A 14,384-nucleotide genomic window follows, 5' to 3' on the forward strand; every position below is an offset into this window, starting at 1 on the left:
CAATAAAGACAACTAGTTGGAGGGATGGCCGAGCGGTTTAAGGCACCGGTCTTGAAAACCGGCGTGGGTGCAAGCCCACCGTGGGTTCGAATCCCACTCCCTCCGCCAGCTGATATGGCTAAGGCATTGTTTTTACATATGGTTTTTTGACCCCAGCCGCCGGCGGCTGCATTTCTAACTGCACTTCGTGCGGAAGCATCTCGTTTCATAAGGGGGCTGCGGCGAACGGCCTTTGCAGATCGGAGGCCCTACATTCGCCCCCCGTCCCACCTGCCGAAGATCCCGGGACGGTGAGCCGCACAACGGGTCTCGGGCAACGCGATCTGGATGCGATGACATTGACGGGATCGCAGATCAGGCGCAGGTTTGCGCACCGACCGAGCCTGGGCAGGCCCGACCGGAACCGCGTGAGCGATGAAAAACCTCGAGCAGCATGGAGACTGACGGGAGGAAGAAATGAGCCGGGTCAAGGACGTTTGCGATCGAGCACGATCGCTATGGCTGCGGGTGAGGCGATCGACCCACCCTGTCGACGATGTCAAGAACGACGAGTTGTACCGGCTGATCGACGGCAAAAACAAGGCCAACAACGGCACCAACTTCGAGGCGTCCCGCTTCGACATCGAGACCCATCTATCGCGGTGGGAGAGCTACACGCCGCCGAACGTTAACTGAAAACTATTCCGGTTCGGAGTCCTTTGGACAGCCCAGCCACCGCGCTGGGCTTTTCCATTTCAGTGAACAATGCGATCGGCTATCTCGGTTCGAGCGGCGCTGGTCGAGAAAGTTCACGCTGACAACTTCCAAGGAGGCAAACCATGTGGATGCCACTCCGGATTGAAGAGGCTGTAGAAATTGCCAGAAGCCGGCGCGCTATCAGGCGCATCGATCGCGCCTACGATGTCGAATTGGCAAAGGCCAAAACGGTCAACGACCGCGAGAATGCTGAAAACGCTCGTCACCGGGAAACGTCGTTACACATTGACGCGATCGAGGCGATCAAAACGCGGAGGCTCCTGCGCGACGCGGATAGCCTTGACGTTCCTTATGAATACCCGAGCGAGGCCAGCTCCATTTGGGAACGGTCGCACCAGCTACACACGTGGCACCTGACGACGATCGGTTATTCGCAAGTTCGAAAAGCGATCCGGCTGGAGCGCAGTGACCGGCGTGAAGCCGCCATTACGTGGGCTGGTGTGATCATCGGGATCATCGGCTCGCTCACCGGACTGCTGTCTGTCTGGCTGTCCGCGCGAGGGCCGTAACGCGATCGTTTTGTCCTGGTTCTCGTGGCTCCATCCGGAAGATTACGTCTTCGACGTGGCACCGTTGTGCGCCGTTTCCGGCTTCAATCGCCAGCCTGGCTGGGTGGCACCGGATCGGCACTCCGGTTGATTTTTCACCCGAAATATGCTGGTTCTCCCGCCCATGAAAAAACTATTCCTTGCGGCCTTGGCGTCGGTGACGCTGGCTTGGCCGGCCCTCGCAATGGACGCCGCCTTGCGCGCCGGCCTGTTGAAACTCGATCCGCAGACCCGGCTGGAACAGCGATGCGACGCCGAAGTGCTCGACCGCATCAGCCATGACGACCACAAGTACAAGGCCGATCGCGTCGTCGCGTATGCCTTCGCGACGCCGGAAATGAAAGCCGATGCCATCCGCAGCCCGGGTGCGGCCTTCCGCAGCAAGGGGCAATGGTACCGGCTGAAGTTCAAATGCGAGACGGCGCCGGACCATATGGAGGTCCTGCAGTTCCGTTACCGCATCGGTGACGAGATCCCCGAAGCCGACTGGGCGAAGTACAATCTCTACGACTGAATTTTCCGAAACCAGAGTTCTCTCTGGCAGAACGAGCTTTCGCTATTCCCGTGGTTTTTTGGCCTTGCCCGTAGCGTTCTCTTGACGCGCGGGAACCATACACGTTAGGCCGTCGACATATCCGACGACGAACACGCGGCGAACAAAAAGGGGCCTCCGGTCGATGGACATTTTCAGCGCCGCAAGCATGACAGCCCTCCTCCAGGTCATCGCCATCGATCTGGTGCTTGCCGGCGACAACGCCATCGTCATCGGCCTTGCCGCAGCCGGCCTGCCGGTCGAGCAGCGCAAGAAGGCCATCCTCATCGGCGTGCTGGCGGCAACGGTGCTGCGCATTCTGTTTGCCGCCGTCACCGTCAAGCTCTTGGCAATCGTCGGCCTGCTGCTGGCCGGCGGCATCCTTTTGTTGTGGGTGTGCTGGAAGATGTGGCGCGAGCTGCGCACGTCCCATGCCGACGAGCAGGAGGCGACCGAGGCGCTGGCCAATGCCGATCTCGACGGCGACAAGACGGTGGCGACCGGCAAAGCACGCAAGACGCTCGGCCAGGCAGCGCTGCAGATCGTCGTCGCCGACGTCTCGATGTCGCTGGACAATGTGCTGGCGGTCGCCGGTGCAGCGCGCGATCATTTCCCGGTGCTGGTCATCGGCCTCGTGCTGTCGATCGCCCTGATGGGCCTCGCCGCGAGCTTCATTGCCAGGCTGCTGCACCGCTACCGCTGGATCGCCTATATCGGCCTGCTGATCATCCTCTATGTCGCTATCGATATGGTCTATCGCGGCGTGGTCGAGGTCTGGCCGCATGTCAGTCCGGTGGTGAGCTGACGCTGTCGGCCGCATAGCTCTGTAACAGCACGGGGGCCTGCCTGAAGCTGCGGTCGCGTTCGCCGCAGCCGCTGCCCATACCAATGCCGCAATAAGTGTGGTACTGGGCCGCCTATCCCGAAAAACCCGGAAGTTGCTTTATGTCTGCCCCTCGCGTCAGTTTCGTCAGCCTTGGATGCCCGAAGGCCCTCGTGGATTCCGAGCGCATCATCACGCGCCTGCGCGCCGAAGGCTATGAGATCGCGCGCAAGCATGACGGCGCCGACCTTGTCGTCGTCAACACCTGCGGCTTCCTCGATTCGGCGCGCGACGAGTCGCTCAACGCCATCGGTTCGGCGCTTTCGGAAAACGGCCGGGTCATCGTCACCGGCTGCCTCGGTGCCGAGCCGGACGTCATCCGAGAAAAGCACCCCAACGTGCTCGCCATCACCGGACCGCAGGCCTATGAGAGCGTGATGGCGGCGGTGCATGAGGCCGCACCCCCGAGCCACGATCCCTATATCGACCTGTTGCCGCCGCAAGGCGTGAAGCTGACGCCGCGCCACTACGCCTATCTGAAAATTTCGGAAGGCTGCAACAACCGCTGCACCTTCTGCATCATCCCGGCACTGCGCGGCGACCTCGTCTCGCGGCCGGCCGCCGATGTGCTGCGCGAGGCGGAGAAACTCGCCAAGGCCGGCGTCAAGGAATTGCTCGTGATCTCGCAGGACACCAGCGCCTACGGCATCGACATCAAGTACCAGACCTCGATGTTCGGCGACCGCGAAGTGCGGGCGAAATTCCTCGATTTGTCGGAAGAATTGGGCAAGCTCGGCATCTGGGTGCGCATGCACTATGTCTACCCCTACCCGCATGTCGCCGACGTCATTCCGCTGATGGCGGACGGAAAAATCCTTCCCTACCTCGACATCCYCTTCCAGCACGCCTCGCCGCAGGTGCTGAAGAACATGCGCCGGCCCGYGCATGGCGAAAAGACGCTGGAGCGCATTCGCGGCTGGCGCGATGTGTGCCCGGATCTCGCCATACGCTCGACCTTCATCGTCGGTTTCCCCGGCGAGACGGAGGAGGATTTCCAGATGCTGCTCGACTGGCTGGACGAGGCCAAGATCGATCGCGCCGGCTGCTTCAAATACGAGCCGGTCAAAGGCGCCCGCTCCAACGATATCGGCCTGGAACAGGTGCCGCAAGAGATCAAGGAAGCGCGCTGGCATCGCTTCATGCAGCGCCAGCAAAAGATTTCGGCGACGCAGCTGGCCAAGAAGGTCGGCAAGCGCCTGCCGGTGCTGATCGACGAGGCGCATGGTACCTCTGCCAAGGGCCGCACCAAATACGACGCGCCCGAGATCGACGGTTCGGTGCACATCCAGTCGCGCCGTCCGCTGCGCCAGGGCGACATCGTCACCGTCAAGATCGACCGCGCCGACGCTTACGATCTTTACGGTTCAGCGGTCTAGAAAGCCGCCAAAAGGGCGCCGTTACGGCGCCCTCCGTTTTTCTGGCCTCGCAAGGCGGTGTCGCGTTTTCTTCAGAGCTTCACCGATTCCATTGCAGCCAGGGACCGATCGATCGCCTGATTGAGGGTCTTGTCCAGCCGCGTGCCCGCCATGTCGGCTGCGATCACCGAAAGGCGTGCGGCAAATCCCAGATGGTAGTCCACGAACCAATCGGGTCGCGGCTCCGGCTCTGGCGGGAACGGACCCAACCACGGCGGAAGCTTCGGGTGCTTCGGTCGCGTCGGGCACCAATCGTCGAGGTCGCTCATCAACGCCTTCGCATCGAGCCCGCCTCGCTCTGCGGACCAGGCGGAGCGGACGAATTCGTCCGCAATCGCTGCGCCCAGTTCGCGAGGCGGGAGCGGCTGGGGATTGAGTGCGACTTGCGCCAGCCGCCACTGTGGTCCGTGCGGGATGACGTCGTAAATGGCTGGAATACGTTTACCGATGATGGCTAAGAGTTTTTTGCTCAATTGCATAAGACATTCTCCTGCTAAAATTAGTAAAGTCGGCCGATTTCGTCAGGCCGCAAGATGAGCATGAAAGTAAAGAGGGACTTCGTCTGTGAAGGGGCTCACGGAACCGTGTCGCAGACAATTGTGTCCGGCCGGATGCTTCTGCCGCCATTTACCAAATTTCGCGATATTTGCCGCTGTTTACCCTGTTTCGTCGCGATCTGCGTTATGGTTTCCTGACCGTAAACGCCGAGACTTCACATGGATGCCAGACCTGCCCGGCAGGATCACGTCGCGACGCTGGACCTGTTGAGGTTGGCGGCGGCGCTGGCTGTGGTGTTCTTCCACTATTTCTTTCGCGGCGCGGCTGCCGAGGGCGCGCTGACCGAAGGCTATCCGGCCGCGGCGCCGTTCGCGCTCTATGGCTATCTCGGCGTCAATCTGTTCTTCCTGATCAGCGGCTTCGTCATTGCCTGGTCGGCGGAGGGCCGCGCCTGGCAAGAGTTTGCCATCGCACGCTTCGTGCGGCTCTACCCCGGCTACCTCCTGTGCGTGACCATCTCCTTCGTCATCGTCATGGCTTTCGGCGCGCCGTTGTTTTCAACTTCTCTCGGTCAATACACCGCCAATCTGTCGATGTTTGCGCCGGCCTTGGGCCAGCCCTTCATGGACGGCGTCTACTGGTCGATCCTGCTTGAACTGGTGTTCTACGGATGGGTGACGCTCGCTCTGCTCGGCGGCGTTTTCCAGAAATGGAAGCTTGGACTGATCTTCGTCTGGTTGGCGATTGCGGCGTCGAACGAGCTCTTTATCGAAAGCCGCGCGATYAGGCTGCTGTTCATCACCGAATTCGGTCCGTTCTTCGCCGCCGGCGTGCTCGTCCACCATATCCATGCGCATGGCCGCTCCCTGCCCGCCTTGCTGCTGCTTGGTGCGGCCTTCCTTCTGTCGTGCAGCACGTTGTCGGTGACGCAGCAGTGGATGCTGAATGAATACGGCATCGCCGTTTCGCAGCCGCATCTGGTGATCGCCAACGTCGTCATGCATTCCCTGCTGATCGGCGCGATCCTGCTGCGCAGCTATGTCATGCCGTCCGCACTGACTCTGGCGCTGGGCGGCCTGACCTATCCGCTTTATCTCCTGCACCAGAAAGTCGGCTACATCGCCATCAATGCCGCCGCACCTTTTGCCGGCAAATGGGGCGCGGCCCTGGGCTGCGTCGCGCTCATGGTTCTTATCTCATGGGCGATCTGGCGGTATTTCGAACGACCGACCCAGCGTTGGGCCAAGGCCTGGATCGGCGGCGCCCTAGATGGCATTTTGGGTCGGTTTCGAGGGGCCGCCGGAGCGCAGGCCACGGAATGAAAAAGGGCGCCACGTGGCGCCCTTTTTGTTTTGCGGTTCTGCTGCTTATTGCGGCAGCTTGTCGTCGACGCCCTTCACATAGAAGTTCATGCCGAGCAGCGTGCCGTCGTCGGCGACTTCGCCGTCCTTGAGCCACGGCGTGCCGTCCTGCTTGGCGACCGGACCGGTGAAGGGGTTCCAGCCATCGGCGATCTTCTTGGCGGTTGCCTCGGCCATCGCCTTCACATCGTCGGGCATGTTGGTGAACGGTGCCAGCTTGACTGCGCCGTCCTTGATGCCCAGCCAGACATTGTCCGGCTTCCAGGTGCCGTCCAGAGCCGCCTGCACGCGGCTGATGTAATACGGACCCCACTCGTCGGTGAGCGAAGTCAGCTGCGCGTTCGGCGCGAACTTGATCATGTCGGAGGACTGGCCGAAGCCGTGCAGCTTGCGCTCCTCGGCCACCTGCAAGGCAGCGGTGGAATCGGTGTGCTGGACGATGATATCGGCGCCTTGGTCGAACAGCGCCTTGGCGGCGTCGGCTTCCTTGCCCGGATCGAACCAGGAGTTCACCCAGACGATCTTGGCCTTGAAGTTCGGGTTGACCGACTGCGCGCCGAGCATGAAGGAGTTGATGCCCATCACCACTTCAGGGATCGGGAAGGAAACAATGTAGCCGGCGACGCCAGCCTTCGATTCCTTGGCGGCGATCTGGCCCAGCACATAGCGGCCTTCATAGAAGCGGGCATTGTAGATGCCGAGATTGTCACCTGTCTTGTAGCCGGTGGCGTGCTCGAACATCACCTTCGGGAATTTCTTGGCGACCTTCACTTCCGGATCCATGAAGCCGAAGGAGGTGCCGAAGATGATCTTGCAGCCTTCGCGCGCCAGACGCTCGAAAGCGCGGTCGGCGTCGGGGCCTTCCGAGACGTTTTCGAGGTAAGCGGTTTCGACCTTGTCGCCGAGCGCCTTCTCCACCTCGAGGCGGCCCTGGTCATGCTGGTAGGAATAGCCGAAATCGCCGATCGGGCCGGTGTAGACCCAGCACGCCTTCAGCTTGTCGGCAGCCTGCGCAGACGCAGCCAGCGACATGGCAGCAGTTGTGGTCATAAGAGCAATAAGCAGTTTTTTCATTGTGTTACCTCTCTGAGTTTAGCCTTGGAGCTTCCCGTTTTTTTGTTGTCAACGATCCGGAACGAATGGCTGCCCCAAGGAAGCCGGCGTGTTCATCATCGTCAGACGCTTGTTGCGCGAGATTAGAACGAGAACCACGACGGTTGCCAGATAGGGCAGAGAAGAAAGCAGCTGTGACGGCACCGGAATGCCAAAAGCCTGTGCATGAAGCTGGCCGATCCAGACCGCGCCGAAGATGTAGGCACCGGCCAGCACCCGCCACGGCCGCCAGGACGCGAAGACGACCAGCGCCAGCGCGATCCAGCCGCGGCCGGCAGTCATGTTCTCCACCCATTGCGGGGTATAGACCAGCGACAGGTGGCCGCCGGCAAGGCCGGCGCAGGCGCCGCCGAAGATGACCGCGAGATAGCGGTAGCGGATGACCTTGATACCAAGCGCGTGCGCCGATGTGTGGCTGTCGCCGATCGAGCGCAACGTCAGCCCGGTGCGGGTCTTGAACAGGAACCACATGACGGCGGCGGTGAGCGCGATCGAGATGTAGAAGATCGGATCCTGGCCGAACAGCAACCTGCCGACCACAGGAATGTCGGTGAGCCCCGGGATGTAGAGGTTTGGCAGCCGCTCGCCGGGCTGGCCGACAAAGCTGGTCCCCATCATGCCGGAGAGGCCGAGGCCAAGCAGCGTCAGCGACAGGCCGGTCGCCACCTGGTTGGTGGCGAGCGACAGCGTCATCACCGCAAACAGCAGCGAGAACACCGCGCCCATGGCGATTGCCGCCAACAGGCCGATCCAGGGCGATCCGGTGAGATAGCCGGCGCCGAAGCCGCCGACGGCGCCCATGATCATCATGCCTTCGACGCCGAGGTTGAGCACGCCGGAGCGCTCGACCACCAGTTCGCCGATGGCCGCGATCAACAGCGGCGTCGCCGCAGTGGCGATGGTCAAAAGGATGTTGACGGTGATGTCCATCAGCGGGCTTCCTTCAACTTTGGCGCAGCATCGAGTTTTGCGGCGCCCTTCGCCAGCGCCATGCCGACGAGGCGAATGCGGTAGTGGATGAGCGTGTCGCAACCGAGCACGAAGAACAAAAGCATGCCCTGGAACACACGCGCGACCTTGTCGGAGATGCCGAGCGCGCTCTGCACCGCCTCGCCGCCGAGATAGGTCAGCGCCAGCACCAGGCCGGCGGCAACGATGCCGAGCGGATTGAGCCGGCCAAGGAAGGCGACAATGATGGCGGTGAAGCCATAGCCGGGCGAAATCACGGGCTGCAGCTGGCCGATGGCGCCGGAGACTTCCGAGATGCCGGCAAGCCCGGCCAGCGCCCCCGACAGCAGGAAGGCGAAAAACACCATGCGGTTGAGGCCGAAGCCGGCAAAGCGCCCTGCCCGCGGGCTGGAGCCGAGCACGCGAACCTCAAAACCCTTGAGCAGGCGGCTCATCAGCACCCAGATCAGCAGGGCAGCAACAAGCGCGAAGACAAAACCCCAATTGGCGCGGCCGGCATCCGGCATCAGCTCCGGCAGGACGGCCGAGTCGTTGAACTGGATCGTCTGCGGAAAGCCATGGCCCTGCGGATCGCGCCAGGGACCGCGCACCAGCCAGTCGAGGAAGAGCTGGGCGACATAGACCAGCATCAGGCTGGTCAGGATCTCATTGGTGCCGAAGCGCGTCTTCAGCAAAGCCGGGATGGCCGCGTAGGCGGCGCCGCCGACCATGCCGAACAACAGCATCAGCGGCAGCACAAGCGGGCCTTCGAAGCCGGGGAAGAGCACCGGGATAGCCGAGCCGAAAATGCCGCCGAGGATGAACTGTCCCTCAGCGCCGATGTTCCAGATGTTGGCCTTGTAGCAGACCGACAGGCCGACAGCGATCAGGATCAGCGGGGCGGCCTTGATCGCCAGCTCATGCAGCTGCCAGACCTGGCTGATCGGTTCGATGAAGTAGATCTCGAATGCATTCAACGGGTTGACGCCGAGCAGCGCGAACAGAATCGCGCCGGCAATCATCGTCAGGGCGAAGGCGATGAAGGGCGACAGGGCTGAAAACAGCATCGATCGCTGCGGGCGTTTGACGAGTTCGAGGCGCATCATGCCGTCTCCAGAACATGTTCGGCGTGGCCGGGTTCGGCGCCGCCCATCAACAGGCCGATCTTTTCGAACGTGGCTTCGGCAATCGGCAGCGGTTTCGACAATTCGCCATTGTGCATGACGGCGATCGCATCGGAGATTTCGAACAATTCATCAAGGTCCTGGCTGATGACCAGCACCGCCGAGCCGCTGCGCGCCAGTTCGATCAGCGCTTGGCGGATATGGGCGGCAGCACCGGCGTCGACACCCCAGGTCGGCTGGTTGACCACCATGACAGCAGGGCTGCGGTCGAGCTCGCGGCCGACGATGAATTTCTGCAGATTGCCGCCCGAAAGGGCCGCGGCTTCAGGATCGGGCGCGCTCTTGCGCACATCCATCGCCACGATGATACGTTGGGCGGCAGCATAGACGGCACCGCTTTTGACTGCGCCGCCGGCGCCGACAAAAACCTTGCCGTCGGTGGCATGGCGCGACAGCAGCAGGTTTTCCGACAGCTTCATGCGTGGCGCCGCGCCATGGCCGAGACGTTCTTCCGGCACGAAGGCAGCACCCATCAGCCGCCGGCCGGTGATCGAGAGCGCGCCGGCATCCTTGCCGCGAATGCGCACGGAAGCCGCATCCTGCTGCAGCACTTCGCCGGAGACGGATTCGAAGAACTCGCCCTGGCCGTTGCCGGCGACGCCGGCAATGCCGATGACCTCGCCGGCGCGCACGTTGAGGTTGATGTTCTTCAGCGGGATCGAGAACGGCGTCGCAGGCTTGCGGCTGAGCGCCCGGATCTCGAGCAGCGGCGCGGCGGTCTCGATGCCTTCGGCCGGCGCGCGCACCACGGCTTTCACCTCGTTGCCGACCATCATGCGGGCGAGCGACGAAGCGGTCTCTTCACGCGGGTTGCAATGGCCGACGACCTTGCCATGACGCAGCACGGTGGCGCGATCGCAGATGCGTTTGACCTCTTCCAGCCGGTGCGAAATGTAGAGGATGGATTTGCCCTCAGAGCGCAGCCGCTCAAGCGTCTCGAACAGCTTGTCGGCTTCCTGCGGCGTCAGCACCGAGGTCGGCTCGTCGAGGATGATGAGCTGCGGCGTCTGCAACAGGCAGCGGATGATCTCGATGCGCTGGCGTTCGCCAACCGAGAGATCGCCAACCAGCGAGTCCGGATCGAGCGGCAGGCCGTAGCTGAAGGAAAGCGCCCTCGCCTTGGCGGCGATCGAGCTGATCGGCGAGCCGTCATCCAGCGACAGCGCAATGTTCTCGGCAGCCGTCAGCGCCTCGAACAGCGAAAAATGCTGGAACACCATGCCGATGCCGAGTTTCTTCGCCATGCCCGGGCTGGTGATGCGAACCGCCTCGCCGTTCCAGAAGATCTCGCCAGAATTGGGCTCCAGCGAACCGAACAGCATCTTGACCAGCGTCGACTTGCCGGCGCCGTTTTCGCCGAGCAACGCGTGGATCTCGCCCTTGGCGATGTTGAGGTCGATATGATCGCACGCAGTCAACGTGCCGAATATCTTGGTCAGGCCACGAACCTCAAGCAGGTTCGCTCCATCATGATCTGCACTCACAGTGCCTCCCATCCGGTTTCCGGATATGTTCTGTGTTCCCGCCAGCATGGTATGCGCTGGCTGCTCTCGTGCGAAAGCAGCACCCACCTTGAAAGAGCTTCAAGAATTTCAGCGGAAACTCAAGGGCTAAAAATAAGCCTGCTTCGCACAACAAACTAACCGGCCGGTTTTTCGTGCAGGCGGTGCTCGCCGCCACGACAAAGCGGCTGAAAAGCAAGGCAGATCAGGGAACCAGAATGGTCGTGCCTGTCGTTTTGCGCGCTTCGAGATCGGCCTGCGCCTTGCCGGCATCCTTCAGCGCATAGCGCTGGTTGATCTTGATCTGGACCGCGCCGCTCAGCACCACGTCGAACAGGGCCGCGGCGGAGACTTCGAGGTCCTCGCGCTTGGCATTGTAGACGAACAGCGTCGGTCTGGTGACGAACAGCGAGCCCTTCTGCGCCAGCAGCGACATCGAAAAGGGCGGGATTGGCCCCGAGGACTGCCCGAAAGCGACGAACATGCCGAGCGGCCGCAAACAGTCGAGCGAGGCCGGGAATGTGTCGTTGCCGACCGAATCGTAGACGACGTCGCATTTCTTGCCGCCGGTGATGGCGGCGACGCCGGCGACGAAATCCTGCTCCTTGTAGTTGATGACATGGTCGAAGCCATGCGCCTTGGCGAGTTCGATCTTGTCGGTGGAACTGGCCGTGCCGATGACGGTGGCGCCGAGGTGTTTCGCCCACTGACCGAGGATCAGCCCGACGCCGCCGGCGGCGGCGTGGAACAGGATGGTGTCGCCCGCTTTGACCTTGAAGGTGCGACGCAGCAGATACTCCGCCGTCATGCCTTTCAGCATCATGGCCGCCGCCTGCTCGTCGCTGATGCCGTCCGGCACCTTGACCACGCGCTCGGCGGCGACGACGCGCTGTTCTGAATAGGCGCCGACATTGACGGCATAGGCGATGCGATCGCCCGGCTTCAGCCAGTCGACGCCAGTGCCGACCTCAAGAACCACGCCGGCAGCTTCGCCGCCCGGGATCAGTGGAAATCCTCCTGGCGGTGGATAGAGGCCGGTGCGATGATAGACATCGATGAAATTGAGGCCGATCGCCGTGTGCCTGACCAGGATCTGCCCGGCGCCGGGTTGCCCCGGATCGGCATCCTCATAGGTCAGGACTTCCGGACCGCCATGGGCGTGGATACGGATCGCTTTGGACATTTTCGGGCTTTCCTGCGGTCAGGCCTTTTGCAGTTAGGCTTTCGTGTCGTCCGGCTTGGCGCCGAGCTTAGGGAAGAACTGCATGATACCGCCGATGCAGGCGAGGTAAAGCCCGGTGACGGTAATGCCGACCTTGGTGAAGACGCTGACCTGTTCGCCCAAAACGCCGATCTGGTCGTAGAAGGCGGCAAGGGCCGCCTGCGCCAGTGCCAGCGCGCCGAAAGCGCACCACAAAAGCGTCATGCCGAGATTGATGGGCCTCAGTCGCACCACCCGCACCGGATGGATGAAGTTGATCGGCACGAAGGTGAGGATGCCGGCCGCCACGACGACGCCGAAGGACACCCATTGCCCTGGCTCGATGACGAACAGGGTGAACACCACCATGTTCCAGACCACCGGAAACCCTTTGAAGAAGTTCTCCTTCGTCTTCATGCCGGTGTCGGCATAGTAGATGGCGCTCGACACGACGATGATGGCCGCCGACAGAAACGACAGCTTTTCGCCCATGAAGCCGCGCTGGTAGAGCGCGAAGGCGGGGATCAGCACATAGGTGACATAGTCGATGATGTTGTCGAGGAGTTCGCCCGACCAGGTCGGCAGGATCTCCTTGACCTCGAGCTTGCGCGCGATGGGGCCGTCGATGCCGTCGACGAACAGCGCCAGACCCAGCCACCAGAACATCGCCGTCCAGCGTTCCTCGCTTGCCGCCACCAGCGACAGGAAGGCCAGGAACGAGCCCGACGCGGTCAACAGATGCACCGAGAACGCACGCGCCTGCGGCCAGGTGACCTTCTTCTTCGGCCTCGGAATCCGATCGGTGATCTTCTCCGCGATTTGCCTGGCCCTTGTATTCTTGCTCACGGGCCCCGCCAATCCAGCTTGCAGATTTCGGCCGAACGGCCGGCAAAGTTCCAGTTGCGGCCGAAGGCCCGCATCTTGCTCTTGTCGGACCTGGCCACGATGATCTCCGGTGCGATCCAGTATTCCGAGTTGCTGATCACGGTATCCTTCTCGCGATCCTTGCCGGGAATCGGTGTCACCGCCCCGTCGATGATCTTCGGTATCTGGAAAATACGGGTCTTGTCACGCGTCTCATAGGTGATCGGCACCTGCTCGACGCCGAGGAACTTGCCGACAAGAATGGACAGCAGCGACGTGGTTCCGCCGGCCTTGCCGGTGAAGATCTTGGTGAGCGCTTTCACCGCGTAGACCGAAGCGCGCTTGTCGATGAACAGGCCCGCTGTCCAGTTGCCGCGGCTCATATAGCCGGGGATTTCCATGACCAGTCCGAGATTGAGGCCGGACAGGTCGACCTCACCGAAATGGCCGGCATCGATGCGGAAGCCCGCCCATGTCTGGCAATAGCCTTCGGTTGGCGGATGGCTGCCAAGCGACAGCACGCAAGGGCAAAAAACCGTGCAATTGCAGGAGAGTACGAGCTCTCCTTTCATTGCCCAGCCTTGCTCCGCCATGGAATTCTCCCCCGTCATGCCGAGACTACTAGCAGGGCGACTGCCCAGACAAGCAGTATCGCACCGGCCACTCGGGTTGGAAGCCTGCCGGTGGTCTGTTTTTCGATCAGGGTGAACAGGCCGATCAGCGCCATCCAGAACACGTTCATGGTGCCGACGGCAAACATCACCAACATCAGCGCCCAGCAGCAGCCGAGGCACCACAGGCCCTGCTCCAGCCCGAGCCGGAAAATGCGACTGGGCTCGGCGCTCCAGTTGGAAAACAGGGTAGCGAAGGGATTCCGGCATTTTGTCAGGCAGGCCTGCTTGAGGCTGCTGAACTGGTAGAGGCCGGCAACGAGCAGCGCGAGAGCTGCGGCAAAGCCGGTCACCGGATCGAGCAACCGCCCCGACGACGCAAACGCGTGGACGGCCAGGGTCAGCATTGCGAAACCGGCCGAGGCGACGAGCCATGTGCAGAGGTAGCCCGAAACCAGAACCAGTGGATGAGCCACCGGCTCGCCCTTGATGCGGGCGGTGTCAGCGATTTCGCAATAGGTGCGGATCATCGGCGCCGCCGACGGCAGCATCGTCGCCACAGCCATCAGGAACCACATCGCTGTCAGGGCCAGAAATTGTGCGCCGCTGCCGGCGTCGAGCGGTGCGGGTGTGAGGCACAGGCCGAAGAAGCGGTCGAGAAAACCCGGCAACGGTAGTTGTGGCAGGTAACGCAGCACCGCATCGCCCGGAACGCCGGCGCCGGGAAGCCTGCTTTCAGCGCCGCGAATTGCCATGGCGCCGAGAATGAACCAGGCGAGCAGAATGCTGCCGCCGATGGCGATGTTGACCGTTGGGCGAGGATTGCGGGCAAGGCTTGCCGTGGCGCGGCCGGCGCGGTCGAGATGGCTGAGATCGTCCTGCTCACCGGTCATGACAATCGAATGGGCCGAATCGCCGCGTTGATCAAGCCGCATGATCCGGCCTATATCCATGGGCAGACAGGATGG

The 14,384-nt window shown here is 62.1% G+C and carries 15 protein-coding genes and 1 tRNA gene; 7 read left to right on the plus strand and 9 right to left on the minus strand.

What is annotated here, in order from left to right:
• Positions 1-18: 18 nt before the first annotated feature.
• From AC1DYJ_RS19610 to rimO, 6 genes are all read left to right on the plus strand, one after another.
• Positions 19-108, plus strand: a tRNA-Ser gene (locus AC1DYJ_RS19610).
• A gap of 348 nt (positions 109-456) precedes the next feature.
• The gene (locus tag AC1DYJ_RS19615) at positions 457-675 is read left to right on the plus strand and encodes a hypothetical protein (protein ID WP_477284062.1); all 219 of its coding nucleotides are present in this window, start codon (positions 457-459) and stop codon (positions 673-675) included.
• 143 nt (positions 676-818) lie between these two features.
• Positions 819-1,265: a hypothetical protein gene (locus tag AC1DYJ_RS19620; protein ID WP_477284064.1), complete on the plus strand. Its 447-nt coding sequence runs from the start codon at positions 819-821 to the stop codon at positions 1,263-1,265.
• 145 nt (positions 1,266-1,410) lie between these two features.
• On the plus strand, positions 1,411-1,818 hold the full coding sequence (locus AC1DYJ_RS19625) for a DUF930 domain-containing protein (protein WP_477284066.1): 408 nt from the start codon (positions 1,411-1,413) through the stop codon (positions 1,816-1,818).
• Between the two features lie 163 nt (positions 1,819-1,981).
• Positions 1,982-2,641: a TerC family protein gene (locus AC1DYJ_RS19630; RefSeq protein ID WP_477284067.1), complete on the plus strand. Its 660-nt coding sequence runs from the start codon at positions 1,982-1,984 to the stop codon at positions 2,639-2,641.
• A 140-nt stretch (positions 2,642-2,781) separates the two neighbouring features.
• Positions 2,782-4,095, plus strand: coding sequence for a 30S ribosomal protein S12 methylthiotransferase RimO (gene rimO / locus AC1DYJ_RS19635; RefSeq protein ID WP_477426208.1), 1,314 nt, complete (start codon positions 2,782-2,784; stop codon positions 4,093-4,095).
• A gap of 71 nt (positions 4,096-4,166) precedes the next feature.
• Here rimO and AC1DYJ_RS19640 read toward each other — a convergent pair whose 3' ends face one another.
• Entirely contained in the window at positions 4,167-4,613 is a 447-nt protein-coding gene (locus AC1DYJ_RS19640; protein WP_477426210.1) for a hypothetical protein, read from the minus strand.
• 237 nt (positions 4,614-4,850) lie between these two features.
• Between AC1DYJ_RS19640 and AC1DYJ_RS19645 the strand changes: the two genes are divergently transcribed.
• Entirely contained in the window at positions 4,851-5,954 is a 1,104-nt protein-coding gene (locus AC1DYJ_RS19645) for an acyltransferase family protein (RefSeq protein WP_477284073.1), read from the plus strand.
• Between the two features lie 45 nt (positions 5,955-5,999).
• Here the strand turns inward: AC1DYJ_RS19645 and AC1DYJ_RS19650 are convergent, their stop codons facing one another.
• The 8 genes from AC1DYJ_RS19650 to AC1DYJ_RS19685 all read right to left on the minus strand — a co-directional run bounded on the left by AC1DYJ_RS19650 (position 6,000) and on the right by AC1DYJ_RS19685 (position 14,351).
• On the minus strand, positions 6,000-7,067 hold the full coding sequence (locus AC1DYJ_RS19650) for a BMP family ABC transporter substrate-binding protein (protein ID WP_477284075.1): 1,068 nt from the start codon (positions 7,065-7,067) through the stop codon (positions 6,000-6,002).
• Positions 7,068-7,115: 48 nt separating this feature from the next.
• Positions 7,116-8,036: an ABC transporter permease gene (locus tag AC1DYJ_RS19655; protein WP_454575129.1), complete on the minus strand. Its 921-nt coding sequence runs from the start codon at positions 8,034-8,036 to the stop codon at positions 7,116-7,118.
• The gene (locus AC1DYJ_RS19660; protein ID WP_477284077.1) at positions 8,036-9,160 is read right to left on the minus strand and encodes an ABC transporter permease; all 1,125 of its coding nucleotides are present in this window, start codon (positions 9,158-9,160) and stop codon (positions 8,036-8,038) included. Before AC1DYJ_RS19660 ends, AC1DYJ_RS19655 begins: the two co-directional genes overlap by 1 nt.
• Positions 9,157-10,734: an ABC transporter ATP-binding protein gene (locus AC1DYJ_RS19665; protein ID WP_477284079.1), complete on the minus strand. Its 1,578-nt coding sequence runs from the start codon at positions 10,732-10,734 to the stop codon at positions 9,157-9,159. The genes AC1DYJ_RS19660 and AC1DYJ_RS19665 overlap by 4 nt, the downstream gene beginning before the upstream one ends.
• Positions 10,735-10,945: 211 nt before the next feature.
• Positions 10,946-11,923: a quinone oxidoreductase family protein gene (locus tag AC1DYJ_RS19670; protein ID WP_477284081.1), complete on the minus strand. Its 978-nt coding sequence runs from the start codon at positions 11,921-11,923 to the stop codon at positions 10,946-10,948.
• A 33-nt stretch (positions 11,924-11,956) separates the two neighbouring features.
• Positions 11,957-12,787, minus strand: a complete 831-nt coding sequence (gene pcsA / locus AC1DYJ_RS19675; RefSeq protein ID WP_477284082.1) for a phosphatidylcholine synthase — start codon at positions 12,785-12,787, stop codon at positions 11,957-11,959.
• Positions 12,784-13,398, minus strand: coding sequence for a DUF1326 domain-containing protein (locus AC1DYJ_RS19680; protein ID WP_142865660.1), 615 nt, complete (start codon positions 13,396-13,398; stop codon positions 12,784-12,786). Before AC1DYJ_RS19680 ends, pcsA begins: the two co-directional genes overlap by 4 nt.
• Before the next feature lie 14 nt (positions 13,399-13,412).
• Positions 13,413-14,351, minus strand: a complete 939-nt coding sequence (locus AC1DYJ_RS19685) for a DUF2182 domain-containing protein (protein ID WP_477284084.1) — start codon at positions 14,349-14,351, stop codon at positions 13,413-13,415.
• Positions 14,352-14,384: the final 33 nt, after the last annotated feature.

This window comes from Mesorhizobium sp. P2_B11 (genome assembly GCF_056404855.1).